The sequence below is a fragment of the Rhodobacter xanthinilyticus genome (assembly GCF_001856665.1).
Lineage (GTDB): Bacteria > Pseudomonadota > Alphaproteobacteria > Rhodobacterales > Rhodobacteraceae > Rhodobacter > Rhodobacter xanthinilyticus.
Genome location: NZ_CP017781.1, coordinates 1,157,144 through 1,181,908 on the forward strand (window position 1 = coordinate 1,157,144; position 24,765 = coordinate 1,181,908).

The 24,765-nt window shown below is 70.3% G+C and carries 25 protein-coding genes and 1 pseudogene; 18 read left to right on the forward strand and 8 right to left on the reverse strand.

Annotated elements, in window-relative coordinates:
- Positions 1-41: 41 nt before the first annotated feature.
- From LPB142_RS05725 to LPB142_RS05765, 9 genes are read left to right on the forward strand one after another with little or no spacing between them, the layout of a single operon-like run.
- On the forward strand, positions 42-1,955 hold the full coding sequence (locus LPB142_RS05725) for a TonB-dependent receptor plug domain-containing protein (protein ID WP_071165779.1): 1,914 nt from the start codon (positions 42-44) through the stop codon (positions 1,953-1,955).
- Positions 1,949-2,797 carry an ABC transporter substrate-binding protein gene (locus LPB142_RS05730; RefSeq protein WP_071165780.1) on the forward strand — a complete coding sequence of 283 codons (849 nt, stop codon included), beginning with the start codon at positions 1,949-1,951 and terminating at the stop codon, positions 2,795-2,797. The genes LPB142_RS05725 and LPB142_RS05730 overlap by 7 nt, the downstream gene beginning before the upstream one ends.
- The gene (locus tag LPB142_RS05735) at positions 2,794-3,777 is read left to right on the forward strand and encodes a FecCD family ABC transporter permease (RefSeq protein WP_071165781.1); all 984 of its coding nucleotides are present in this window, start codon (positions 2,794-2,796) and stop codon (positions 3,775-3,777) included. The genes LPB142_RS05730 and LPB142_RS05735 overlap by 4 nt, the downstream gene beginning before the upstream one ends.
- On the forward strand, positions 3,774-4,517 hold the full coding sequence (locus LPB142_RS05740; RefSeq protein ID WP_071165782.1) for an ABC transporter ATP-binding protein: 744 nt from the start codon (positions 3,774-3,776) through the stop codon (positions 4,515-4,517). The genes LPB142_RS05735 and LPB142_RS05740 overlap by 4 nt, the downstream gene beginning before the upstream one ends.
- Positions 4,514-5,212 carry an adenosylcobinamide amidohydrolase gene (locus LPB142_RS05745; protein WP_156894321.1) on the forward strand — a complete coding sequence of 233 codons (699 nt, stop codon included), beginning with the start codon at positions 4,514-4,516 and terminating at the stop codon, positions 5,210-5,212. The genes LPB142_RS05740 and LPB142_RS05745 overlap by 4 nt, the downstream gene beginning before the upstream one ends.
- Positions 5,213-5,272: 60 nt before the next feature.
- Positions 5,273-6,034 carry a LamB/YcsF family protein gene (locus LPB142_RS05750; RefSeq protein ID WP_071165783.1) on the forward strand — a complete coding sequence of 254 codons (762 nt, stop codon included), beginning with the start codon at positions 5,273-5,275 and terminating at the stop codon, positions 6,032-6,034.
- Positions 6,035-6,048: 14 nt separating this feature from the next.
- Positions 6,049-6,735 carry a 5-oxoprolinase subunit B family protein gene (locus LPB142_RS05755; RefSeq protein ID WP_071165784.1) on the forward strand — a complete coding sequence of 229 codons (687 nt, stop codon included), beginning with the start codon at positions 6,049-6,051 and terminating at the stop codon, positions 6,733-6,735.
- Positions 6,732-7,673, forward strand: a complete 942-nt coding sequence (locus tag LPB142_RS05760) for a 5-oxoprolinase subunit C family protein (protein ID WP_071165785.1) — start codon at positions 6,732-6,734, stop codon at positions 7,671-7,673. Before LPB142_RS05755 ends, LPB142_RS05760 begins: the two co-directional genes overlap by 4 nt.
- A gap of 5 nt (positions 7,674-7,678) precedes the next feature.
- Entirely contained in the window at positions 7,679-8,638 is a 960-nt protein-coding gene (locus LPB142_RS05765) for an Lnb N-terminal periplasmic domain-containing protein (RefSeq protein WP_071165786.1), read from the forward strand.
- 3 nt (positions 8,639-8,641) lie between these two features.
- On the opposite strand, the gene LPB142_RS05770 is transcribed toward LPB142_RS05765, so the two are convergent.
- Positions 8,642-9,484, reverse strand: a complete 843-nt coding sequence (locus LPB142_RS05770) for an NAD(P)H-binding protein (RefSeq protein ID WP_071165787.1) — start codon at positions 9,482-9,484, stop codon at positions 8,642-8,644.
- 89 nt (positions 9,485-9,573) lie between these two features.
- Between LPB142_RS05770 and LPB142_RS05775 the strand changes: the two genes are divergently transcribed.
- Positions 9,574-9,969 (forward strand): winged helix-turn-helix transcriptional regulator, encoded by a 396-nt coding sequence (locus tag LPB142_RS05775; protein ID WP_071165788.1) that lies wholly within the window; start codon positions 9,574-9,576, stop codon positions 9,967-9,969.
- A 3-nt stretch (positions 9,970-9,972) separates the two neighbouring features.
- Here the strand turns inward: LPB142_RS05775 and LPB142_RS05780 are convergent, their stop codons facing one another.
- Both LPB142_RS05780 and uvrB read right to left on the reverse strand, forming a co-directional pair.
- Positions 9,973-10,845 (reverse strand): hypothetical protein, encoded by an 873-nt coding sequence (locus LPB142_RS05780; RefSeq protein WP_071165789.1) that lies wholly within the window; start codon positions 10,843-10,845, stop codon positions 9,973-9,975.
- A gap of 86 nt (positions 10,846-10,931) precedes the next feature.
- Positions 10,932-13,118, reverse strand: a complete 2,187-nt coding sequence (uvrB, locus tag LPB142_RS05785; RefSeq protein ID WP_068767468.1) for an excinuclease ABC subunit UvrB — start codon at positions 13,116-13,118, stop codon at positions 10,932-10,934.
- Positions 13,119-13,490: 372 nt separating this feature from the next.
- Here uvrB and LPB142_RS05790 point away from each other — a divergent pair, with 372 nt between their 5' ends.
- The 8 genes and pseudogenes from LPB142_RS05790 to LPB142_RS05820 all read left to right on the forward strand — a co-directional run bounded on the left by LPB142_RS05790 (position 13,491) and on the right by LPB142_RS05820 (position 18,868).
- Positions 13,491-13,802, forward strand: a complete 312-nt coding sequence (locus LPB142_RS05790; protein ID WP_068767467.1) for an ETC complex I subunit — start codon at positions 13,491-13,493, stop codon at positions 13,800-13,802.
- Between the two features lie 188 nt (positions 13,803-13,990).
- The gene (locus LPB142_RS05795; protein WP_068767466.1) at positions 13,991-14,293 is read left to right on the forward strand and encodes a BufA1 family periplasmic bufferin-type metallophore; all 303 of its coding nucleotides are present in this window, start codon (positions 13,991-13,993) and stop codon (positions 14,291-14,293) included.
- Positions 14,294-14,436: 143 nt separating this feature from the next.
- Positions 14,437-15,303 carry an MNIO family bufferin maturase gene (gene bufB, locus LPB142_RS05800; protein ID WP_071165790.1) on the forward strand — a complete coding sequence of 289 codons (867 nt, stop codon included), beginning with the start codon at positions 14,437-14,439 and terminating at the stop codon, positions 15,301-15,303.
- Entirely contained in the window at positions 15,287-16,036 is a 750-nt protein-coding gene (locus tag LPB142_RS05805; protein ID WP_071165791.1) for an HvfC/BufC N-terminal domain-containing protein, read from the forward strand. Before bufB ends, LPB142_RS05805 begins: the two co-directional genes overlap by 17 nt.
- Positions 16,030-16,464, forward strand: coding sequence for a DoxX family protein (locus LPB142_RS05810; protein ID WP_071165792.1), 435 nt, complete (start codon positions 16,030-16,032; stop codon positions 16,462-16,464). Before LPB142_RS05805 ends, LPB142_RS05810 begins: the two co-directional genes overlap by 7 nt.
- 101 nt (positions 16,465-16,565) lie before the next feature.
- A pseudogene (locus LPB142_RS19520) lies at positions 16,566-16,781 on the forward strand (sigma-70 family RNA polymerase sigma factor); the annotation flags it as partial.
- Positions 16,782-17,185: 404 nt separating this feature from the next.
- The gene (locus LPB142_RS05815) at positions 17,186-17,752 is read left to right on the forward strand and encodes an NrsF family protein (protein ID WP_083392604.1); all 567 of its coding nucleotides are present in this window, start codon (positions 17,186-17,188) and stop codon (positions 17,750-17,752) included.
- A 168-nt stretch (positions 17,753-17,920) separates the two neighbouring features.
- Complete coding sequence (locus LPB142_RS05820) at positions 17,921-18,868, forward strand: MYG1 family protein (RefSeq protein ID WP_071167145.1); 948 nt, start codon at positions 17,921-17,923, stop codon at positions 18,866-18,868.
- A 10-nt stretch (positions 18,869-18,878) separates the two neighbouring features.
- On the opposite strand, the gene LPB142_RS05825 is transcribed toward LPB142_RS05820, so the two are convergent.
- The 5 genes from LPB142_RS05825 to LPB142_RS05845 are packed head-to-tail and all read right to left on the reverse strand — an operon-like array spanning position 18,879 to position 24,753.
- Positions 18,879-19,982 (reverse strand): aldose epimerase family protein, encoded by a 1,104-nt coding sequence (locus tag LPB142_RS05825; protein WP_083392605.1) that lies wholly within the window; start codon positions 19,980-19,982, stop codon positions 18,879-18,881.
- Complete coding sequence (gene xylA, locus LPB142_RS05830; RefSeq protein ID WP_071165793.1) at positions 19,975-21,276, reverse strand: xylose isomerase; 1,302 nt, start codon at positions 21,274-21,276, stop codon at positions 19,975-19,977. Before xylA ends, LPB142_RS05825 begins: the two co-directional genes overlap by 8 nt.
- The gene (gene xylB / locus LPB142_RS05835) at positions 21,273-22,709 is read right to left on the reverse strand and encodes a xylulokinase (RefSeq protein ID WP_071165794.1); all 1,437 of its coding nucleotides are present in this window, start codon (positions 22,707-22,709) and stop codon (positions 21,273-21,275) included. Before xylB ends, xylA begins: the two co-directional genes overlap by 4 nt.
- Positions 22,709-23,467: an ATP-binding cassette domain-containing protein gene (locus LPB142_RS05840; RefSeq protein WP_068767459.1), complete on the reverse strand. Its 759-nt coding sequence runs from the start codon at positions 23,465-23,467 to the stop codon at positions 22,709-22,711. The genes xylB and LPB142_RS05840 overlap by 1 nt, the downstream gene beginning before the upstream one ends.
- Positions 23,464-24,753, reverse strand: a complete 1,290-nt coding sequence (locus LPB142_RS05845; protein ID WP_071165795.1) for a sugar ABC transporter permease — start codon at positions 24,751-24,753, stop codon at positions 23,464-23,466. Before LPB142_RS05845 ends, LPB142_RS05840 begins: the two co-directional genes overlap by 4 nt.
- Between the last annotated feature and the right edge of the window lie 12 nt (positions 24,754-24,765).

Consider the following 24,765-nt stretch of genomic DNA (forward strand, 5'->3'; position numbering starts at 1 on the left):
ACCGACCGCCGGGCCGCGCGCCCGTATCCGGGGACAAGACTATGATTTATCGGCATTTTACCCGCCGCCTCCTGCTCAGCGCAAGCTGCCTCGCCGCGCCCGTGGCGCCCGTTCTCGCGCAAGATGTGACCGCGCTCGACGATATCCTGATCTCCGGCGCGATGTTCCCGGTCGAGGCGAAATCCTACGGCCGCGCCTATAGCGTCGTCACCGCCGAGCAGATCGAGGCGCGCGGGGTCACCGATCTGGCGCAGGCGCTCTCGGGGCTGCCGGGGGTTGCGGTCGCCTCGAGCGGGCCGGGCTATACCCAGATCCGGCTGCGTGGGGGCGAGTCGAACCATGTGCTCGTGCTGATCGACGGGGTCGAGGCGAACAGCTCGGGCACGGGCGATTACCTGCTGACCGGCTTCGGGCTCGCCGATGTCGCGCGCATCGAGGTGCTGCGCGGCCCGCAATCGACCCTCTACGGCGCCAATGCGATGTCGGGCGTGATCTCGATCGTGACCCGCGGCGCCGAGGCCGAGGGCCAGAGCGGCGGCGCGCGCACCGAGATCGGCGGGCAGGGCAGCGCCGCGACCTCGGTCTGGGCCACCACCCGCGGCGCGCGCGGCGGGCTTGCGGTCTCGCTCGAGACCCGCGCGACCGATGGCGAGGATGCCTCGCGCAGCCCGGGCGGCGATACCGAATACAACGACACCACCACGCTCTCGCTCAAGGGCGATGTGGCGCTCACCGAGACGCTGAAGGCCGGCGCCAGCCTGCGCCGCGTCTGGCAGGATTTCGGCTATGACGAGACCTCCTGGGTCGGCGTCGCGAGCCCCGACGACTATGTGATCGACAGCGACAGCAGCTCGCGGCTGAACCAGACCTTCGGCGCGCTCTGGGTCGAGGGCGAGGTGCTCGGCGGGCGGATGGTGAACCGGCTGACGCTCTCGGCGATGGACCAGGATCGCACCAATTCGGTCGGCGGTTTCTACAGCGACGACGATGCCGCGACCCAGCGCGCGGCGAAAGTCACGGGCTCGGTGGCGCTCGATACCGCCGATCTCGACAGCGCCGCGCACAAGCTCAACTTCTCGCTCGAGGCCGAGCGCGAGACCTATCGCTCCTCCTGGGCGCCGGGGGGCACTTTCGCGCGCAACACCCGCGCGGCAGGGCTCGAATATCAGGGCAAGCTCGCCAATGGCCTTGATCTGCAGGCCGGTTTGCGCCGCGATTTCAACGATGTCTTCGAGGATGGCACGTCGTGGAACCTGTCGGCCGCCTATCTGGTGCCGGGGCAGGATCTGAAGCTGCGCGCCTCGCTCGGCCGGGCGATCGTCAACCCGACGATGTTCGAGCAATTCGGCTTCGCGCCGGGCTTTTACACCGGCAACCCGAACCTCAAGCCCGAGGAGAGCCTGAGCCGCGAGATCGGCGCCGATCTCGGCTTTGCGGGCGGGCGCGGCACGCTGGGGGTGACGCTCTTCCGCGATGATGTCGACAACCTGATCCAGGGCGCGGGCGCGACCTCGGTCAATGTCGCGGGCACGAGCCGCCGTCAGGGCGTCGAGCTCGCGCTCGGCTATGCGCTGACCCCGGGCGTCGATCTCGGCCTCGATTATACCTATACCGAGGCGAAGGCCGCCGACGGCACCCCGCTCACCCGCCGCCCGCGCCATGAGATCGGCGTTCATGCCACCGCCCAGACCTTCGGCGGGCGCGGCTCGGTCAGCGCCGATCTGCGCCATGTCGCGGGCAGCCACGATGCCGAATGGTGGACGGGCTCCTGGACGCCGGCGGTGACCGAGCTGCCCGCCTTCACCACCGTGAGCCTCGCCGCGCGCTATCAGCTCACCGATCAGCTCGAGCTGACCGGCCGCGTCGTGAACCTCTTTGACGCGGATTATTCCGAAAGCTGGGGCTATTACGGCCAGGAACGCACCGCCTATCTCGGGCTTGGCGTGAAATGGTGATCCGGGCGGGCGGCCTCGCGCTGGCGCTGGCCACCCTGCCGTGCGGCGCGGGGCTGGCCGCGCCGCCCACAACGCCGCCCGCGCGCGTCGTCTCGATCAACCTGTGCACCGATCAGCTCGCCATGCGCCTCGCCGCGCCGGGCCAGCTCGTCTCGGTCTCGATGCTCGCGCGTGATCCGCGCTCCTCCGCCATGGCCGAGGCGGCCAAGGCCTGGCCGGTCAACCAGGGCCTCGCCGAGGAGGTCTATCTGCTCCACCCCGATCTCGTGCTGGCCGGGCGCTACACCGCGCGCGCGAGCGTCGAGATGCTGACCCGGCTCGGGGTGACTGTGGTGATCTTCGACCCCGCCGACAGCCTCGAGGCGCTGCGCGACGGGATCGAGAAGATGGGCGCCGCACTTGGGCGCGAGGAGGCCGCCGCGGCCGAGCTCGCGGCCTTTGACGCGCGCCTTGCCGCGATCCGCGCCGCCGCGCCCGCGCCCGCGCGCCGCCCGACCGCGGCCACCTATGAGGCCAACGGCTATACCTCGGGCGCCGAGACGCTCGCCGGCGAGATCATCGAAACCGCGGGCTATCGCCCGATCGCGGGCGATCTCGGCTTTCCCTACGGCGGCATGCTGCCGCTCGAGGCGCTGGTGATGGCCGACCCCGATCTCGTGATCCGCGGCGCGCGCCAGCCGGGCGCCTCGCGCTCCGAGGAGGTGCTCGACCACCCCGCGCTGGCCGCGCTGAGCGGCGCCAGCGCGGTCGTCGAGGATCACGACTGGATCTGCGGGCTGCCCTCGGTGCTCGACGCGGTCGAGCGGCTGATGCGCGCCGCCCCGCCGGAGGAGGCACGATGAGCTATCCCCGTCTTCTGGCCCTGCTCGGGGCGCTGGTCGCGGCGCTCTTCGTGGGCTCGCTCCTGACCGGGGTGGCGGCGGCGGGCCCGGGCGAGAGCCTGCGCGCGCTGTTTCTTCCCGAGGGGCCGCTCACGCTCGTGATGCGCGAGATCCGCCTGCCGCGCGCGATCCTGGGCGTCCTCGTCGGCGCGAGCCTTGGCCTCTCCGGCGCGGCGCTGCAGGGGCTGATGCGCAACCCGCTGGCCGAGCCCGGGCTGATCGGGGTCTCGGGCGCGGCGGGGCTCGGTGCCGTGCTCGCGATCCAGACCGGGCTCGTCGCGGCCTTCGCGCTGGCGCTGCCGCTCGCCGCGCTCACCGGCGCGGCGCTGGGCGTGGCGCTGATGCTTGGCCTTGCGGGGCGGGGCGGCGGCACGCTCGGGCTGATCCTCGCGGGCGTCGCGCTCTCGGCGCTGGCCTCGGCGGCCACCGCGCTGGTCCTCAACCTCTCGCCCAACCCCTTCGCGGCAAACGAGATTGTCTTCTGGATGATGGGCTCGCTCGCCGATCGCTCCTTTGCCCATGTGGCGCTTGCGGGCCCGGTGATGGCGCTTGGCTGGGCGCTGATTGCGCGCACCGGCCGCGGGCTTGAGGCGCTGACCCTGGGCGAGGATGCCGCGATCAGCATGGGGGTCGATCTCGGGCGGCTGCGGCTGACGCTGGTCGCGGGGGTGGCGGCGGCGGTGGGTGCTGCGACGGCGGTGGCGGGCACGGTGGGCTTTGTCGGGCTCGTGGTGCCGCATCTGCTGCGCCGGGCGGTGGGCGGGCGGCCTGCGCGGCTTTTGCCGGCCTCGGCGCTCGGCGGCGCGGCGCTGGTTCTGGCGGCCGATATCGCGGTGCGGCTGGTGCTGCCCGGGCGCGATCTGAAGCTCGGCGTGCTCCTCGCGCTGGTCGGCGCGCCGGTCTTCCTGCATCTGATCTGGCGCATGCGGGGCCAGCCATGAGCTTGATGTCGCTTGAAAATCTCTCCGTGCGGCGGGCGGGGGAGGTGGTGCTCGCGCCGCTGTCGCTGCGCCTTGAGCCGGGCGAATGTGTGGGGCTGATCGGCCCCAATGGCGCGGGCAAGACCACGCTGATGCGCGCGGCGCTCGGCCTGATCGGCGCCTCGGGCACGAGCGCGCTTGCCGCGCTCTCCCCCGCCGCGCGGGCCGCCCGCGCGGCCTGGCTGCCGCAAGCGCGCGAGATCGTCTGGCCGGTCAGCGTGGCCCATCTCGTCGGCCTCGGCGCCGCCGCGCGTGGCCGCCCCGAGACCCACCCGAGCGTCGCCGCGGCGCTAGCCCGGCTCGATCTCGCCCCCCTCGCCGCGCGCCAAGCCAACGCGCTTTCGGGCGGCGAGCAGGCGCGCGTGCTCCTCGCCCGCGCGCTCGCGCAAGATACCCCGCTGATCCTCGCCGATGAGCCCCTCGCGGGCCTCGACCCCGCGCAGGCGATCCGCACCATGGGCCTGCTCGCGGCCCTCGCCGCCGAGGGGCGCGGCGTGCTCGCCTCGCTCCATGATCTGAGCCTCGCCGCGCGCTTCTGCACGCGGCTGATCGTGCTCCACCGGGGCCGCCTCGTCGCCGATGGCGCGCCCGCCGCGGTGCTCACCGATGCGCTTCTCGCCGAGGTCTTCGGCATCCGCTGCACCCGCGTCGCGACCCCCGAGGGGCTGATGCTGCTGCCCGAGGGGGTGATCGCGCGATGACCGGCCTGCTCGCCCCCCGCCTCACCCGGCCCTGGCTCGTGGCCGATCTCGGCGCGCCCCATCGCGTGCTGAGCTTCGCCCCCCACAACCCCGGCTTCGTGACCGCGCAAACCCTCGTCTGGCGCGAGGTGAAAAACGCCGATCTGCCCGAGGGGATGGATTTTTCCGCCTGGTTTGCGGGCGAATTGGCGCGCGCGGGGCTCAGCGCCTCGGTCGCGATGCTGACCGCGCGCGATATCGGCACCTGGCGGGCGGCGCGGGCCGAGGTGGGCGGCGTCACGGTCGAGTGCCTCGCCACCGTCGGCCTTGGCAATGCCGAGGCGCTGGGGCCCCGCCGGCCCACCCGCCGCCCCGAGACCGCGCCCGCCCCCGGCACGATCAACATCGCGCTGCGCCTCTCCGAGGGGCTGACCGACACCGCGCTCCTCGAGGCGCTCTCGATCGCGGCGAGCGCGCGGGCGGCGACGGTTCTGGCCTCGGGCGTGACCTTGGCCGATGGCCGCGCGGCGCTGGGCACCGGCACCGATTGTCTGGCGCTGGCGGCGCCGGCGGGGGAGGGGGCCTTTGCGGGGCTCCATACCGCGCTCGGCGAGGCGATCGGGCGGGCGGTCTCGGCGGCGGTCGGGCAGGGCTGCGCCGATTGGGTGGCGGAAAATGGCCTCCGCGCCGACGGTTACCCCGAGGATCTGATCTGATCCGGCCTCGCGCGGCGCGCGCTTTGGCGGTATCAAGGGGCGAAGAACGGGGGGCATCGGATGCGCATCGACCTGAATTCGGATCTTGGCGAGGGCTTTGGCCCGTGGCGGATCGGCGATGACGCGGCGCTGCTGGGTCTCGTCAGCTCGGCCAATATCGCCTGTGGCGGCCATGCGGGCGACCCGGAGGTGATGGCCGAGACGCTGGCCGCGGCGGCGGCGCGCGGCGTGGTGATCGGCGCGCATCCGGGCTACGCCGACCGCGAGGGCTTTGGCCGCCGGGTGATCCCGATGGCGCCGGCGGCGGTGGGGCGGATGGTGGCGGCGCAGATCGGGGCGCTCGCGGGGGTTGCGGCGCTGGCCGGGGCCGAGATCCGCTATGTCAAACCCCATGGCGCGCTCGCCAATCTCGCCGCCGAGGACCGCGCGGTGGCCGAGGCGATCGTGGCGGCGGTGGCCTCACAGCCCGGCGCGCTCGCGGTTCTGGCGATCTCGGGGAGCGTGCTCGAGGGGGTGGCGCGCGCCGCCGGGCTCGAGACCTATTCCGAGATTTTCGCCGACCGCGGCTACCGCGCCGATGGCCGCCTCGTGGCGCGCGGGGCGCCGGGCGCGTTGCTTGATGACCCGGAGGCGGCCGCCGCGCGGCTCCTGGCCTTCCTCGAGAGCGGCGAGATGCCGGTGGTGGGCGGCGGCGGGCTGCGGCTTGCGGCGCATTCGGTCTGTATCCATGGCGATGGCCCCGGCGCGCTGGCGATGGCGCGCGCGGTCCGCGCCCGGCTGGAAGAGGCGGGCGTGGTGATCGCGCCGTTCCTCGGGGGCTGAAAGGGGGGGCTGAAATGGGCTTTCCGCGGTTTCGCGCGCTGGCCGAACACGGTCTTTTGGTCGAATTCGGCGCCGAGATCGCCGAGGCGATCCATGCCCGCGTGCTCGCGCTCGATGCGGCACTCGCCGCCGATCCGCCCGCGGGGGTGATCGAGGCCGTGCCGGCCTATGCGGGCCTTCTGATCCGGTTTGACCCCCTCGTGACCGATCACGCCGCGGTCGAGGCCGCCGCGCGCGCGCGCCTCGGCGCCGCCCCGCCCGCGGCCCGCGCGGCCGCCCCCGCGCGCGAGGTCGAGGTCTGCTATGAGGGCGAGCTCGCCCCCGATCTGGCCGAGGTCGCCGCCCGCACCGGGATGCCGCCCGAGGCGGTGATCGCGGCGCATCTGGCGGGGGAGTATCGCGTCTACATGTATGGCTTTGCGCCGGGTTACGCCTATCTCGCAGGCGTGCCGCAAGCCTTACAATTGCCGCGCAAAACGACGGCGCGGCGCGATATCCCGGCCGGCAGCGTCTTGATCGCCGGGCCGCAATGCCTTGTTTCGACGCTGAAAATGCCGACCGGCTGGTGGATCATCGGGCGCTCGCCGACACAGATCCTGACCGATGACCCGGCGCGGCCCTTCCTCTTCGAGGTGGGCGAGGCGGTGCGCTTCACCCGCCTCACCCGCGCCGAATTCGACGCGCGCGGGGCCGCGCGATGAGCGCCCCGCGCCTGCATGTTCGCGCCGCCGGGCCGCTCGTCTCGGTGCAAGACCCGGGCCGGCCGGGCTTTGCGCGCTTCGGCGTGCCGCAATCGGGCCCGCTCGACCGGCTCGCCTTTGCCGCCGCGAACCGCGCGCTCGGCAACCCCGCAACCGCGGCCGCGATCGAGGTCTCGCTCGGCGGGCTGACGGTCGAGGCCGAGGGCGCGGCCCTGCGCGTGGCGGTGGCGGGGGGCGGGTTTCTGCTGCGCCACGGCGCGCGCGAAACCGGCGGCTGGCAGGTGCTCACGCTTGCGCCCGGCGCGCCGCTGACGCTGCGGCCCGGGCCCTGGGGGAGCTGGGCCTATCTTGCGGTCGCGGGCGGGCTGGTGGCGCCGCGCTGGCTTGGCTCGGCGGCGACCCATTGGGCCTCGGGGCTGGGCGGCGGCGCGGTTGCCGCGGGCGCGGTCTTCGAGATCGGCGCGCCGGCCGCGCCTGGCCGCGCCGAGGGGCCCTTTCCCTGCCCGGTGCTCGCCCGGCCGACCCCGCGCCTGCCCGTGACCATCGGCCCGCAGGAGGGATGCTTCTCCTTGGAAACGCTCGAGATTTTCAAAACCGCCCGCTGGCGCATCACCCCCGCCCGCGACCGGATGGGCACCCGCCTCGCCGGGCCCGCCCTGCCGATCGCGGCGGCGCTCGACATGCCCTCGGGGCCGATCCTGCGCGGCGCGGTGCAGGTGTCGGGCGATGGCGTGGCCTCGGTGCTGACCGCCGATCACCAGACGACGGGCGGTTACCCCCGGATTGCGACGGTGCTCGATGGCGCGCTCGACGGCTTTGCGCAACTGCGCCCCGGCGCCGCGATCCGGTTTGAGCCGGTCACACCGGCCGTGGCGCTGGCGCGCGCGCGCACCCGCGCGGCGGCGGTGTCGCGCTATCTTGCGGGGCTCGCGCGGTGAGGGCTTTGGCCGAACGGGCCGCCTTTTGGGGCGCCTGGCTCGCCGCCGCGGCCTGGGGCGCGGGCGCGCTCTGGGTGCAGTTTGCGGGCCCGGCGCGGCTTGGCGCCTGGGCCGCGCTCGGGATCGCGCTTCTCGCCGCGGCGGGGCTTCGCCGCCTGGGCGCGCGCTTTGGCTGGGCCGCGCTGGTGGCCGCTTGGCTCTCACTTCTCTTTTGGTATCAAGGGATTACGCCGCGCCAAGACCGCGATTGGGCGCTCGATGTCTCGCGCGGGGTCGTCGCGCGTGTGGCGGGCGAGCGGGTTACGCTCTCGAACCTGCGCGATTTCGACTGGACCTCGCCCGAGGCCGCCACCCCGCGCTGGATCACCCGGCGCTATGACCTCGCCGACCTCGAGAGCACCGACATGATCACCTCGGTCTGGTCGAACCCGCTGATCGCGCATCTCCTCGTCAGCTTCGGTTTCAAGGGCGGCGAACATGTCGTCTTCTCGGTCGAGATCCGCCGCGAGGAAGGCGAGGCGTTCAACGAAATCGGCGGCTTCTTCCGGCAGTTCGAGCTCGTCCTGATCGGCGCGACCGAGCGCGATATCGTCAAGCTGCGCACCAATTTCCGCAAGGAGGAGGTGCGGCTCTACCCCGTCATCCTCTCCCCCGAGGCGCGGCGCGCGCTCTTTCTCGCCTATCTCGACCTCGCCCGGAGGCTCGAGGAAGAACCGCAGTTTTACAACACCTTGACCGCGAATTGCACGACCGTGGTCTATCATCTGGCAAAGCGGCTCTGGCCGGGGTTGCGCCCCGATTGGCGGATCGTGGCCTCGGGCGAGCTGCCGGCCTATCTCGAAAGCCTCGGGATTTTGGGCGGCGAGGGGGCGTTGGCCGCGCGCGAGGCGGCGGCGCTGATCACGCCGCGCGCCCAAAGCGCGGGGGAGGCGGCGGATTTCTCCGCCGCGATCCGGGCGCGCTGAGGCTCAGCCGAGAACGGCTTTCACCACCTCGGCCAGCGGCGTCACCGGGCGCCCGATCAGCTCGGCAAGCTGGGTCGAGCCGGTATCGAGCCAGCCCTCGGCCGCGAAACGGTCGCTGTCGCCCAAAACCTGCGCAAAGCCCTCGGGCAGGCCGACGCCGATCAGCGCCGCGGTGAACTCTTCAGGGGTGAGGTTCTGATAGCTGACCGCGCGGCCCGCCACCGCGCCGATCGTGGCGGCGAGATCCTCCATCGTATAGGCCGGCCCGCCGAGCTCATAGGTGCCGGTCAGCCCCTCGGCGATCACCTTGGCCGCGGCGGCCGCGTAATCGGCGCGCGCGGCGCCCGCGATCCGGCCCGCGCCCGAGGCGCCGATGAACCCGCCGGTGCCCGCGCCCTGCGCGATCGAGCCCGCGTAATTCTCGCTATACCAGCCGTTGCGCAGGAACGCATGGGGCAGGCCGGTCGCCGCGATCAGCCCCTCGGCGGCGCGGTGATCTTGCGCCAGATACATCGGGTTCTCGCTCGCCCGCAGGATCGAGGTATAGGCGATATAGCCGACGTCCGCGGCCCGCGCCGCGGCCACAAGGGCTTGATATTGCTCAACTCGGCGGCCAAATTCATTGCCCGAGATGATCAGCAGCCGGTCGGTCCCCGCAAGCGCGGGGGCGAGCGTCTCGGGGGCGTTGTAATCGCCCTGAACGATGCGCAGCCCGGTGCCGGCGAGATCGGACAGTTTCGCCGGGTCGCGCACCATCGCGGTGATCTGATCGGCGGGCAGGCGCGCGAGAAGCTCTGCCAGAACGAGGCGGCCAAGCTGGCCGCTGGCGCCGGTGACGGTAATCATCAGGGGTCTCCTTGTCTTTATGAGACAAAGCTATTTGACCGGCTAACAAAAAGTAAGTACGCACATCTTTGTTAGTTTTGGAGGCCCCGATGCTCGACGACGATCTCCCCCCCGACCCGATCGGCGCGGCGCTCCTGCGCGGCGATGTGCTGGCCGAGCTCTGCCCCTCGCGGGCGATCTTGCGCCAGACGACGACGCGCTGGGCGGTGCTGTGCCTCGTGGCGCTGCGCCGGGGCGAGATGCGGTTTTCCGAGCTGCGCCGGGGGATCGGCGGGATCAGCGAGCGGATGCTCGCGCGCACGCTGCAAGACCTCGCCGGCCACGGGCTCGTCACCCGCACCTCGCATCCGGTGGTGCCGCCGCATGTCGATTATGCGCTCACACCGCTCGGCCATGACCTCGCCGAGCGGGTCGAGGCGCTGACCCGGTGGATCGAGCTCAATCTCGCGCGTTTCCCGCCCGCCTCGCGCGGCGAGGAGGGCTGAGGCTCAGAACCACTGGCCGGGCTCCATCAGCCCCAGATCCATCAGCTGCTGGCTCGACCAGCTGAACGGCACCGAATTGTGCCAGCGAAAATTCGTCACATCATAGCGCGAGCCGGGGTTGTAGCGCAGCGCCTTCGCCACCCGGAAAGACACGATCGCCGCCGTCAGGTTATGGTGCCACGGGCAGGCGTAGGTGTTGTATTCCTCGATCGAAAAGGTGTGATCGGGGCGCAGCTCGAGCCCCTTTTGCGCCCGGAAGAGCGCAATCCGGTCGATCTTGCGCCGCGCGGCGGGGATATGTTCCTCAAACCGCCAGCGCAGCCCGCCGAAGAAATCGAGCTGGCGCTCCTTCGGATGGCCGTTGTTGGCCGGGTCCGGGCGGGCGAGCGCGTAATAGCCCGCCCGGTCGAGCATCGCATCCTCGAGATCGACCGCATTGGGCCGCGCCTCGAGATCGGCGGCGTAGAGATCGACCACATAGGTCAGCATCGCGTCGCGCCGCTCCTCGGTGTGGAAGGCCAGAAGCTCGCGCACATTGCGGGTCTCGCAAAACGGGAAGAACAGATATTCCGTGTTGAAACAGTAATACATCCAGGTCGCGGGGGGCGTCGCGGCGATGATCGGGTTGAGCGCGGCGGTGAGCGCGCCCGGGGCGAGCATGTTGAACGGGATCAGATGGACCTTTGCCGCCAGATCCTCGGGCAGGGTGAGCCCCTCGGGGCCGAGCGCGAGGAGCGTGCGGAAGCCAGCCAGAAGATGGTGGCGGATCGTGCTTTCCACCTCGACCAGATCCTCGATCAGGATGATCGCGACCGGGCCCTTGGCGAGAGCCTCGGCGCCGTCCTTCAGAAATGCCTCGAGCGATGCGTGTTCCATGCCTGCCTCTTTTCGGCGCAGGATCGGCCAAGGGGCGAAAGAATGCAAGCGGGCAGGGGGCTTGGCGGGCGAAGCTGAGGCGCGGCTCAGCGCTTGCGGGGGCGTTTGACGCCGCCGCGCTGGCCCGGGCGCCCGGCGGTCGAGCGGCCGCGCACCGAGGCCACGGCCTCCTCGGCGGCCTGCGCCACATCCTCCTGCCGCGCCATCGGATCATCGGCCACAGCGAGCTCCACCGCCTCCAGCCGCTTGATCTCATCGCGCATCCGGGCCGCTTCCTCGAACTCGAGGTTCTCGGCGGCCTTGCGCATTTGCAACCTCAGACTGTCGAGATGGGCGCTCAGATTGGCCCCGACTTGCACTTTTTCAACCTTCGCAGTGACGCGCGCCATATCGGTGTCGCCCTGCCACAGACCCGAGAGCACATCGTCGACATTCTTGCGCACGGTCTGCGGCGTGATGCCATGGGCCTCGTTATAGGCCATCTGCTTGGCGCGGCGGCGGTTGGTTTCAGCGAGCGCGCGCTCCATCGAGCCGGTGATCTTGTCGGCATACATGATCACCCGCCCGTCGGCGTTGCGCGCGGCGCGGCCGATGGTCTGGATCAGCGAGGTCTCCGAGCGCAGGAAGCCCTCCTTGTCGGCATCGAGAATCGCGACAAGCCCACATTCGGGGATGTCGAGCCCCTCGCGGAGCAGGTTGATCCCGATCAGCACGTCAAACGCCCCGAGCCGCAGATCGCGCAGGATCTCGATGCGCTCGATCGTGTCGATGTCGGAATGCATGTAGCGCACGCGGATGCCCTGTTCATGCAGATATTCGGTCAGATCCTCGGCCATGCGCTTGGTCAGCGTGGTGCACAAGACCCGCAGCCCGCGCGCCGCCACCTTGCGGATCTCGTCGAGCAGATCGTCGACCTGGGTCTCGACGGGCCGGATCTCGACCTCGGGGTCGAGCAGGCCGGTGGGGCGGATCACCTGTTCGGTGAAGACGCCGCCCGCCTGCTCCATCTCCCAGGCCGCCGGGGTGGCCGAGACGAAGACCGATTGCGGGCGCATCGCGTCCCATTCCTCGAATTTGAGCGGGCGGTTATCCATGCAGCTGGGCAGCCGGAAGCCATGTTCCGCGAGCGTGAATTTCCGCCGGTAGTCGCCGCGATACATGCCGCCGATCTGCGGCACGGTGACGTGGGATTCGTCCGCGAAAACAATGGCATGATCGGGGATGAACTCGAAGAGCGTGGGCGGCGGCTCACCGGGCGCGCGCCCGGTCAGATAGCGCGAATAATTCTCGATCCCGTTGCACACGCCGGTCGCCTCGAGCATCTCGAGGTCGAAATTCGTGCGCTGCTCGAGCCGCTGCGCCTCGAGCAGCTTGCCCTCGGCGTTGAACAGCTTGAGCTGCTGGGCGAGCTCCACGCGGATCTGCTTGATCGCCTGTTGCAGGGTCGGGCGCGGGGTGACGTAGTGGCTGTTCGCATAGATCCGGATCTGCTCGAACGTATCGGTCTTCGCGCCGGTCAGCGGGTCGAATTCGGTAATCCCTTCAAGCTCTTCGCCGAAGAAGCTGAAGCGCCAGGCGCGGTCTTCGAGGTGGGCGGGCCAAAGGTCGACCGTATCGCCCTTGACGCGGAAGCTGCCGCGCTGGAAGGCGGCGTCGAGGCGTTTGTATTGCTGCGCGACGAGGTCGGAGAGGAACTTGCGCTGCTCGTAGAGCCCGCCGACCGTCATGTCCTGGGTCATCGCCGAATAGGTCTCGACCGAGCCGATACCGTAGATGCAGCTCACCGAGGCCACGATGATCACATCGTCGCGTTCCAGAAGCGCCCGGGTGGCCGAGTGGCGCATCCGGTCGATCTGTTCGTTGATCATCGATTCCTTCTCGATATAGGTATCGGTGCGCGCGACATAGGCCTCGGGCTGGTAGTAATCGTAGTAGCTGACGAAATACTCGACCGCGTTGTCGGGGAAGAAGCCCTTGAATTCGCCGTATAATTGCGCCGCGAGCGTCTTGTTGGGCGCGAGGATGATCGCCGGGCGCTGGGTCTCTTCGATCACCTTGGCCATGGTGAAGGTCTTGCCGGTGCCGGTCGCGCCGAGCAGCACCTGATTCCTCTCCCCCCCCAGAACCGCCGCGGAAATCTCCGCAATCGCCGTCGGCTGGTCGCCCGCGGGGGCAAACTCGCTCTTCATCACGAAGCGTTTGCCGCCCTCGAGCTTGGGGCGGGTCAGAACGTCGGGCCGTTCCGTGGGCAGATTGGTGTTGTTATGCGGCATCGCGCGCGACCTCCGGGCCCCCTAGACTTGATCTGTTTTCGTTCTCTTTCAAGGGGTTGTTGTATCTGTTAAGAAAAGATGAAGAGTTCGCGCCAATTTTATAAATCAAAACAGAGCGTTATTTGATTTTTTCTCTTGCTTTTTCGGGCGAATGTTCGCATATTGTTCATGCAAGCAGCAATCAGGTTGCCGGCCGGAGCACCACCCCACCCCTCGCTCCCCAAGCCCGGCCGGCAACCAACCTCCCCCCTTTGAGCGCTCCCGCCCCGCCGGGGCCGGAAATCCCGCCCGCTCCGAGGCGTTTGGCCGCGCTAGGGTCTTGCGCTTTTGCCCCGATTGTCTAAGAAAGACCCAACATCCGAGGAGGTTCCCATGCGCGCGCGTATCTATCAGCCGGCCCGCAACGCCATGCAATCCGGCCAGGCCAAGACGAAGATCTGGTATCTGGATTTCGCCCCCGCCTCGGCGCGTGAGATCGACCCGCTGATGGGCTGGACGAGCTCGGACGATACCCAAAGCCAGGTCCGCCTGAAATTCGAGAGCCGCGAGGCCGCCGAGGCCTATGCCAAGGAGCACGGCATCGACTATACCGTGACCGAGGGCCACAAGCGCGCCGCCAATATCCGCCCGCGCGGCTATGGCGAGAACTTCGCCTCCGACCGGCGCGCGAACTGGACGCATTGATCGGGCGTGACCCGGTTCGTTGGAAAGGGCGCCTTCGGGCGCCTTTTTGTTTTCTGCCAAGGGTTTGGCGCCACGCGCGGCGCTGCCGCCATCACGCTTGCGTGAGCGCTGTAACGATCTCCCCCGCGCGTGCGAATTGCTTTGTGAAGGGCCGCTGGAGCCTTTCCACAATCCAAGGGAGACCGGATATGACTGCCACCAAGACCCGCGCGCTCGGCGCCTCGCTTCTGTGCGCCCTCGCCGCGATGGCCTCCGCGCCCGCGCAGGCCGCCGATATGGAGAAATGCTACGGCGTCGCGCTCGCGGGCCAGAATGATTGCGCCGCGGGCCCCGGCACCACCTGCGCGGGCACCTCGAAGGTCGATTATCAGGGCAATGCCTGGAAGCTCGTGCCGGCGGGCACCTGCACCGAGATCGAGCTGCCCGCGGGCGCCGATGGCATGGCGCGCCATGGGGCGCTGAGCGCGCTTGATCGCGACATGGCCTCCTGAGGCGCCCGCCCGCGCGCCCCGCGCGCGGGCTCTTTTCTCTAAACCTGCCGCGCGCTCGCGCGCGGGCTCTTCTCACCGAACCTGCCGCGCGCTCGCGCGCGGGCCCCCGCCGGCCCGCGCCGGCTCTCACCCCGGAGGCCGCCATGCCCCCTCTTGCCAAGCCGACCCTGCCGCCCGCCGTCGGGCTGGGTTTCAAGCCCGAGCATTTCGCCGCCATCCGCGCCGACCGGCGCCGGGTCGCGTTTTTCGAGGTCCATGCCGAGAACTACCTCGGCGCGGGCGGTCTGCCCCATGCCCAGCTCACCGCGCTGCGCGCCGATTACGCGCTCTCCTTCCATGGCGTCGGGCTCTCGATCGGCGGCGCCGAGCCGCTCGACCGCGCCCATCTCGCCCGGCTGCGCGCGCTGTGTGACCGCTACGCCCCCGCGAGCTTTTCCGAGCATCTCGCCTGGTCGAGCCACGGCGGCGCCTATCTCAACGACCTGCTGCCGCTGCCCTATACCGAGGCGACGCTCGCCACCGTCTGCGCCCATGTCGAGACCCTCCAGGAGGCGCTCGGCCGCCAGATTCTCCTTGAAAATCCATCGACTTACCTCCTCTTCGAGCAATCCGACATCCCCGAGGCCGAGTTCTTGCGCCAGATCGCGCGGCGCACCGGCTGCGGGCTGCTGCTCGATGTGAACAACCTCTACGTCTCCGCCATCAACCACCGCGCCGACCCTTGGGCGATGCTCGCCGATTTCCCGCTCGCGGCGGTGGGCGAGATCCATCTGGGCGGCCATGATCAGCACGATCTGCCCGAAGGCCCGCTGCTGATCGATGCCCATGGCGCGCCGGTCGCCGATCCGGTCTGGGCGCTTTACGCCGAGGCGGTGGCGCGGATCGGCGCCTGCGCGACGCTGATCGAATGGGGCAATGATCTGCCGGATTGGGCGGTTCTCGCCGCGGAGGCGGGGCGCGCGGCGGCGATTCTGGCGGGGGAGGGGCGGCGCCATGCGCGGGCATCGTGAGACCCTTGCGGCCTTTGGCGGCGCGCTCGCGCCGGGGGCGGGCGCGCCGCCGGCGGGGCTGCGCGCGCCCACGACCGAGGGGCTCGCGCGCCGCTTCGCCGTCTATCGCAACACCGCCGCCGTCACCCGCGCCCGCGCCCTCGCGCAGCGTTTCGCGGTGATCGAGCGGCTCCTCGGTGCGGAGTTCTTCGCCGCGCTCGCCGCCGAATTCATCGCCCGGCACCCGCCGCAAAGCCCGGTCCTGCACGAATGGGGTGCGGAATTCCCGATGTTTCTCAAACACTTCCTGCCGCTCGCCGGGTATCCCTACCTCGCCGATGTCGCCCGCATCGACTGGGCGCGCGGCGAGGCCTTCCACGCGCCCGATGCCGCCGCGCTCGCGCCGGCGCGCCTTGCCGGCGCCGATCCCGAGACCCTGCGCCTCGGGCTCCATCCCGCGCTGCGGTGGCTGGCGCTTGACACCCCCGCGGTGGCGATCTGGGCGCAAAACCAGCCCGGCGCCGCCCCCGCGGCGCTGCCCCCGGGCGGGCAGATCGCGCTGATCTGGCGGCGGGCGGATTTCTCGGTGCCGGTGCGCGCGATCACGGCGGGCGAGGCGGGCTTCCTTGCGGCGCTGGCCGCGGGGGCGCCGCTTGCCGCGGCTGCCGCCCGGGCGCTGCCCACCGATCCCACCGCGCTGCTCCTCGAGCTCCACCTCGGCGGCGCGCTCATCGAAAGCCAACCGCCATGCTGACCCTCCTTGCCCGTTTCAACGCCCGCGCCGAGCGGCTGCCGCGCAACGCGGTGCTGCTCGCGCTGCGGATCTTCCCCGCGCTCGTCTTTCTGGCCTCGGGGCGGACCAAGGTCGAGGGCTTCACGATCAAGCCAAGCACTTGGTATCTCTTCGAAAATGACTATGCGCTGCCGCTCGTGCCGGCGCCGGTGGCGGCGGTGCTCGCCACTGGCGCGGAACATCTGCTGCCGGCGCTGATGATCCTCGGGCTGGCGAGCCGCCTCGCCGCGCTCGGGCTGATCGGCATGACCGCGGTGATCGAGATCTTCGTCTACCCCGAGGCCTGGATCACCCATGGGCTGTGGGCCGCGGCGCTGCTCGCCGGGGTTGCCTTCGGGCCCGGCGGCTGGTCGCTCGACCGCCTGCTCGGGCTCGAGCGGGCGCGATGAGGCTGGCGGTCGCGCCCGAGGCTGGACCGGCGCCCCGGCGCGGCGCTAAGCTCGCGCCGGTGGCGGCAGCGGCCGCCGCAGCGGGGCAGGGGGCGGCGACGATGGCGCAAGACGGCTGGGAGGCGCTTTTGATCCGCGCCAATCGCGGCGACGGCGCGGCCTTCGCGCAATTTCTGCGCGAGGTGAGCCCGGTGATCCGCACGATCTTGCGCGCGCGCGGCGCCGGCCTGCCGCCCGATCAGCATGAAGATGTGCTCCAGGAGGTGCTGCTCGCGCTGCATCTCAAGCGCCACAGCTGGCAGCCCGGCGCGCCGGTGCGCCCCTGGGTCCATGCGATCGCGCGCTACAAACTTATCGATGCCTGCCGGCGGCGGGGCGCAGCGATCCATGTGCCGATCGAGCCCTTCGCCGAGAGCCTCGAGGAAACCCGCCTCGCGCCGCCCCTCGCCGGGCGCGATGCCGAGCGGCTGTTGGCCCAGATCGACCCGCGCGCGGCCGCGCTTGTGCGCGCGGTCACCCTCGAGGGCGAAAGCGCCGAGGCCGCGGGCGCCGGGCTGGGGCTGAGCGCAGGCGCGGCGCGGGTCGCGCTGCACCGCGCGCTGCGCCGGCTTGGCGAGATTGTGGAAAGGAAAAAACGTGACCAGTCAGCAAGATACGGAGGCGCTGATCGCCGCGCTCGGGCGGGCGCCGGCGCCGGAGCCGCTGCGGCGGGGGGGGGCTCTTGGGCCTCATCGCGGCGGCGCTCGCGCTCGGGATGGGGGCGGTGTTGGGCGTGCTCGGGCTGCGGCTTGATCTGGGCGCGGCGCTCGCAGTGCCGCTCACCGCGGCGAAAACCCTGCTGCCGCTTGGCCTCGCGGCCCTCGCGCTGCCGCTCTTGCGGCGCTCCACCCGGCCCGAGGGGCGCGCGCCGCTCTGGCCTTTCCTCGCGCCCGCGGCGCTCGCGGCGGCGCTCTTTGGCGCCCGCGCGCTTGCGCTGGCGCCCGCCGCGCGGCCGGTTGAGCTGATGGGCGGCACGGCGGCGGCCTGTCTCCTTTCGATCACGTTGATTTCGGCGGGCCCGCTCGGCGCGGGGCTCTGGGCGCTCCGGCGCGGCGCGAGCACCCGCCCCGCGCGCACCGGCGCGCTGCTCGGCCTTGCGGTCGGCGCGCTCGCGACGGTGGGCTACAGCCTCCATTGCACCGAGGATTCGCCGATGTTCTACGTCACCTGTTATGGGCTCGCGATCGCGCTCATGACGGCGCTCGGCGCGCTCGGCGCGCTCGCGGGGGTGCGGCTTCTGCGCTGGTGAGCGCAGCGGGAGGGGCGAAATATCCGCCGATGCCAAGGCCTTGAGCGGCTTTGATGCAACGCCCCGCCGCCCTGTTGCGGCCCCGCGCGCGCCGCGGTTGACAAGCCCCGCCCTGCGGTCGGATGCATGATGCTGGCCCGCGCCGACGCCGACAGGAAAGACGATTTGATGAACGAATTTGTCCCCGTGCCCGACCTTCTCGTGACCCATTCCGGCAGTTTCCACGCCGACGAGCTCTTTTCGACCGTGGTGCTGCGCCGGCTCTACCCGGGCGCGCGCCTCTTGCGCAGCCGCGACCCCGCCGAGATCACCCCCGCGTCCGACCGCATCATCTATGACGTCGGCCGCGACTATCGCCCCGAGGCGGCGATTTTCGACCACCACCAGCGCCCCGCGCCGCTGCGCCCCGATGGCCGGCCCTACAGCTCCTTCGGGCTGATCTGGCGCCACTTCGGCGCGGCCTATCTCGCCGCGCTGGGCGTGCCCGAGGCTGACATCGCGGCGGTGCAGGAGGCGGTCGACGCGAGCTTCGTCCTGCCGATCGACCTGATGGACAATGGTGCGCTCAGCCCCTCGGCCTCGGGGCCGCTTCTGAGCGAGCTGATGCTGCCGGTGCTGCTCGAATCGCTGCGCCCGCCCTTTGATGCCGATGGCCCGGTGGCGGAGGACGCCTGTTTCGTCACCGCGATGGAGGTCGCGCGGATGCTCCTTGAGGCGCAGGTTGCGCGCGGGGCGGAGAAGCGCCGCGCCGAGACCGCGGTGCGCGCCGCGATCGCCGCGACCGGGGCGGGGCGGGTGCTCGAACTGCCGCGCGGCATGCCCTACCACGGCGTTCTGACCCGCTCGGGCGCCGATCACATCCTCTTCGTCATCAACCCGCGCGAGAAGGATTGGAGCCTGCGCGGCATCTCGCTCGTGGAGGACGGTTTCGAGCTGCGCGCCGATCTGCCCGCCGCCTGGGCGGGGCTGATTGATGCCGATCTCGAGGCGGCCTGCGGTGTTGCGGGCGCGAAATTCTGCCATAACGGCCGCTTCATCGCGGTCGCGGCGAGCCGCGAGGCGATTTACCGGATGGCCGAGCTCGCGGTGGCCGAGGCGGAGGCGCGCGGCCTCTGACGCGCCCCGCTCAGCGCGCCGCGAAACTCTCGCGCAGATACTGGCCGACCCCGCCCGGCGGCGGCGCGCTCAGCTCATAGCCGATCTCGGCGCGAAAGCGCTCGCCCGGGCGCAAGATCACCCCCGGCGCGCCCCAACCGGGCGGCATGTTGACCGCGTTCGGCCAGGCCTGCGCCTCAAGACAGATCCCGTCCTGCGGCTGGTAGAGGTAGCCGCCCTTGCCCGCCACCGCGCCCAGATGTTGCGCGGTATAGACCTGCACCGAGGGCTGGTCGGTCACCATCCGGATCACCCGCCCCGAGACCGGATCGGCCAGCCGCGCCCAGCCGCCGTCGAGCACGAAGGCATGATCAAAGCCCGCAAGCCCCGCGGCCTGAGCCGCCTCGCCCAGCCGCCGCGGCGAGCGGAAATCGAACCCCGTGCCGATCACCGGCGCCGGCGCCTGCGGGATCAGCGCCGCATCGACCGGCAGATAGCGCGCCGCCGGCAGCGTCAGCCGCGCCTCGTGCACCGCCTGCGGCCGGCTGGCCAGCGCCCGCGCCCCCGCCGGCGCGAAATAGCTGTGATGGGTCAGCGCGACCGGGCAGGGCGCATCGACCTGCGCCTCGAGCGTGATCGCAAGCCGCGCGCCGCCCTCGATCGGCGCGAGCGCATAGCGCACCCGCGCCGCGAGCGCGCCCGGAAACCCCTGATCGCCCGCCGGGCTCTCGAGCGTGAGGCTCACCGCCTCCGCCGAGACCTCCGCCACCTGCCACAGCCGCCGGTCAAACCCCTCGGGCCCGCCATGGAGCGTGGTCTCGCCCTCGTTTTGCGCGAGGCGCACCTCGGCGCCGTCGAGCACGAACCGCCCGCCCGCGATCCGGTTCGCGACCCGCCCGATCGTCGCGCCGAAGTAATTGCGCGCGCCCAGATAGCCCGCGAGGCTGTCATGGCCGAGCACGATATCATCCAAAACGCCCGTGCAATCGGGCGCCCAGAGCTCTTGCAAGCAGGCGCCATAGCTGATCACCCGCGCGGCCACGCCGCCCGCCGCGATCGTCACCCGCTCGACCGGCGCGCCACAGGGCAGCGCGCCGAAGTCTTCCCGGCCGGGGAGGGGCAGGGTCTCAGACAAAGCGGTTCCAGAGGTTTTCAAGCCGCTCCTGCCGGCCCGAGCGCGGCTCGGGGTTGATCCCCTCGGCCCGCACCCGCGCCTCGATCGTGGCGAGATCGGAGTGCAGCATCGCCCGGTTTTCGGGGCGGTCCCAGCCCGCATAACGCGCCGCCCGCGCCGCCTCGAGCCCGCCGTTCTCCAAAAGCGCCGCCGCCGCCTTGAGCGCGCGCGCGCACACATCCATCGCGCCGACATGGGCGAGGATCAGATCCTCCGGCTCGAGCGATTGACGGCGGATCTTGGCGTCGAAATTGGTGCCGCCGGTGGTGAATCCGCCCGCGCGCAACACCTCGTAATAGGCCCGCGCCATCTCCGGAACCGAATCCGGGAACTGGTCGGTATCCCAGCCCGATTGGTAATCGTTGCGGTTCATGTCGATCGAGCCGAAGATCCCGAGGCTCGCGGCGAGCGCCAGCTCATGCTCGAAACTATGCCCCGCCAGGATCGCATGACCCTGCTCGATATTGACCTTCACCTCGTTTTCGAGCCCAAACCGCTTGAGGAAGCCGTAAACCGTCGCCACATCGTAATCATATTGATGTTTCGAGGGCTCCTGGGGCTTCGGCTCGATCAGGATCGCGCCCTGGAAGCCGATCTTGTGCTTGTAATCGACCACCATCGAGAGGAACCGCCCGGCCTGCTCGGCCTCGCGGGTGAGATCGGTGTTCAACAGCGTCTCATAGCCCTCGCGCCCGCCCCAAAGCACATAGTTCTGCCCGCCGAGCCGATGGGTGGCGTCCATGCAGGTCTTCACCGTCGCCGCCGACCAGGCAAAGACCTCCGGGTCGGGGTTGGTGGCCGCCCCGGCCATGAAGCGGCGGTGCGAGAAGAGGTTCGCCGTGCCCCACAGGAGCTTGGTCTTCGAGCCCTCCATCTTGGCCGCGAGATAGTCGGTGATTTCCTCGAGATTGCGGGTGTTTTCCGCGAAATCGGCGCCCTCGGGGCGCACATCGGCGTCGTGGAAACAGAAGAACGGCGCCTGCAGGATGTCGAACATCTCGAAAGCCACATCGGCCTTCAGCTTGGCCAGAGCCATGGTATCGCCAAACCAGGGGCGCTCAAACGTTTGCCCGCCGAACGGGTCGCCGCCCGGCCAGGCGAAGCTGTGCCAATAGGCGACCGCAAAGCGCAGATGGTCCTCCATCCGCTTGCCGGCCACCACCTCATCGGGGTTGTAATGGCGGAAGGCGAAGTCGGTGTCGCTCGTCGGCCCCTCATAGCGAATTTGCGGGATGCCTTTGAAAAACTCTGTCATGTCAGGTCCTTGAGTGCAGCTTGGGCGGCGCGGTAGCGCGCGTGCCCGGCGTCGAAAGCGTCAGTGAGCGCCGCGACCGGGTCGATCGTGGCGGCGATGGCGGGGGGGGCGGCGAGCTCGGCGCCGCCGCCGGTCGCGGCCATCTGGCCGAGCCGCGCCGCGCCGTAAGCGCCGCCGAAATCGCCCGCGACGGGCAGGTGAACCGGCGTGCCGAGCGCGGTCGCGATCATCTCGCACCAGAGCCGTGAGCGGGTGCCGCCGCCGACCCCGATCAGATGGCTGATCTCGGTGCCGGTCGCGGCGAGCGCGTCGCGGCAATCGCGGATCGCGAAGGTCACCCCCTCGAGCACCGCGCGCGTGGCCGCGGCGCGGTCGGTCGCATGGTCGAGCCCGATGAAGGCGCCGCGGATCGCGGCGTCGTTGAGCGGCGTGCGCTCGCCGCCCAAATAGGGCAGGAACCGCGTCTTGCCGGGCGCGGTGAGCGCGCCAAGGCCCTCGGTGAGCGCCGCGGGCTCGCGCCCCGCGAGGCGCGCAAACCAGTTGAGCGCATCGGTCGCGGCAAGGATCACCCCCATCTGATGCCAGGTGCCCGGCAGCGCGTGGCAAAAGGTATGGACCGCAGTGGCCGGGTCCGGCCGATAGCCGTCGTTTGCGGCAAAGAGCACGCCGGAGGTGCCGAGCGAGACAAAGGCCTGCCCCGCGCGCACCACGCCCGTGCCGACCCCCGAGGCCGCGTTGTCGCCGCCGCCCCCCGCCACCGGCACCCGCGGGCAGCCGAAGCGCTCGGCGATCTCGGGGCGCAGCCGCCCGGAGACCTCGGAGCCCTCGACAAGCCGCGGCATCTGCTCGATGCGCATCCCGCTCGCCGCGAGAAGCGCCTCCGACCAGACCCGCGCGCCGGTATCGAGCCAGCTCGTGCCCGCCGCATCCGACATCTCGGCGACATGCTCGCCGGTCAGCCACAGCCGCAGATAATCCTTCGGCAACAACACCTTGGCCACGCGCTTGAAGATCTCGGGCTCGTGGCGCGCGACCCAGGAGAGCTTCGGCGCGGTAAAGCCGGGGAAGACGATATTGCCCGAAACCGCGCGAAACTGCGGATCGGCGTCCATCGAGGCGGCCTCGGCCGCCGCGCGGGTATCGTTCCACAAGATACAGGGCCGCAGAACATTATCCGCGCCATCGAGCAGCACCGAGCCATGCATCTGCCCGGAAAGCCCGATACCCTTGAGCGCGCCGAGGCCCGGCCCCGCGGCCAATTCGCCCAGCACCGCCTCCGCCGCGACGAGCCAATCGGCGGGCGATTGCTCCGACCAGCCGTCCGCCGGCCGCGCCACGCTCAAAGGCGCCGAGGCCTCGGCCAGCACGCGCTGATCCTCGTCGATCAGCACGCCCTTGAGCCCCGATGTCCCCAGATCGAGCCCGAGATACATCAACGCCCCCCGTCGGGCTTCTTGCCCAGAATGATCATGCCGAGGATATCCTCGTCGGTGACCTCATCGACATTGACCGTGCCGACGAGCTGGCCGTTCTTCATCACCGAGGCCCGGTCGCAGAGCTTCATGACGTTGTGGATGTCATGCTCGATGAGGAAGATCCCGAGGCCCTGCGCCTTGAGCTCCTCGATCAGCTCGGCCACCATCTGCGTCTCATGCGGGCCGAGCGCGGCCGTCGGCTCATCCATGATCAGGATGCGCGCGTTGAAATAGACCGCCCGCGCGATCGCCACCGATTGCCGCTGGCCGCCCGAAAGCGCCTTCACCGGCTCCTTGAACTTGCGGAAATTCGGGTTCAGCCGGCCCATGATCTTGCGGGTCTCGGCCTCCATCTGCGCGTCGTCGACAAAGCCCATCGGCGTCACGAGCTCGCGCCCGAGGAAGAGGTTCGAGGCCGCATCGAGGTTATCGGCCAGAGCCAGCGTCTGATAGATCGTCTCGATATTATACTTGCGCGCATCGCGCGGGTTGCGGATCTCGGCCTTCTCGCCGTTGATGAAAATCTCGCCCGCGTCCATCTGATAGGCGCCCGAGAGACATTTGATCAGCGTCGATTTGCCCGCGCCGTTGTGGCCCAGAAGCCCCACGACCTCGCCCGGGTAGAGGTCGACGGTGACATGATCGACCGCCTTGATGCCGCCGAATGCGATCGAGATGTCGCGCAGCTCGACCAGAGGAGTGCCCCGTTCGCTCATTCTTTCGCCCCCGTGCGTTTGCGATATTGGATGTCGATCCACACGGCGAGCACCAGCACGCCGCCGACGATGATGTTCTGGAAGGGCGCGTCGACGCCGACCATCGCCATCCCCGATTGCAGCGATTGCATGATGATCGCGCCAAGGACCGCGCCGTAGATCGTGCCGACGCCGCCCGCGAGCGCCGTGCCGCCGATCACCGCCGCCGCGATCACCCGCAGCTCGTCGAGCGTGCCGATGTCATTGGCGTGGTTGGCCAGCCGCGCCTGCGCCACCATCGCCGAGAGCGCGCAGAGCACCCCCATCAGCGTGAAGATCTTGACGGTCAGCATCCGCGTGTTGATGCCGGAAAGCTCGGCCGCATCGGGGTTGCCGCCGGCGGCGAAGATATAGCGCCCAAAGCGCGTGCGCCGCGCCACCAGCGTCATCACCACCGCGATCGCGATCAGGATCAGGACCGAGATCGGCAGGCCGTAATAGGCCACGAACCCCTCGGGCACCGCCTCGCCGCGCGCCTCGAACATCCGTTTGACCCGGCCGATCGGCACTTCATAGCTGTTCAGCACCGCGATGAAGCCAAGGATCGCCGCGACCGCCGTCGCCATCAAGGCGCCTTCCGCCCAGAGCGGTTTGACCGGGAATTCATGCGCGATCTTGGCCGCCCGCGCCCGCCAGATCGCGAGCACCGCCGCCCCCGAGAGCACCACGCCGATCGCCCAGGAGAGCAGATCGCCCAGCGTCCCCTCGACCCCGCCCAAGAGCATGAAATTGTGGTCAAGCGGCCCGAGCGTCTGCCCGTCGGTCAGATACCAGCCGACATTGCGCCAGATCAAAAGCCCGCCCAGCGTCACGATGAAGGCCGGAATCCGTTGATATCCCACCAGAAAGCCGTTGAGCGCCCCGATCGCCGCGCCGGTGAGCAGCCCCGCGACGATGGTCAGCGGCATGATCAGCGGATGGCCGAGCCCGAAGAGCTGCGGCAGGAGCTGCACCTGCATCACCCCCATCACCGAGGAGCACAGCGCCAGCACCGCGCCCACCGAGAGGTCGATATGGCGGGTGACGATCACGAAGACCATCCCCGTCGCCATGATCGCGACCGAGACGGTCTGGATCGACAGGTTGAAAATGTTGCGCGGCGTCAGGAAACGGCCGTCGGTGATCAGATCGAAGACGAGGCAGATCGCGACGAAAGCGCCGATCATCCCCAAAAGCCGGGTGTCGATCTCCAGCGTCTTGAGGAGCGAGCGCTTGCCGGGCGCGGGGGGCGGGGCCGGGGTGTTCATGGGCCTATCCAA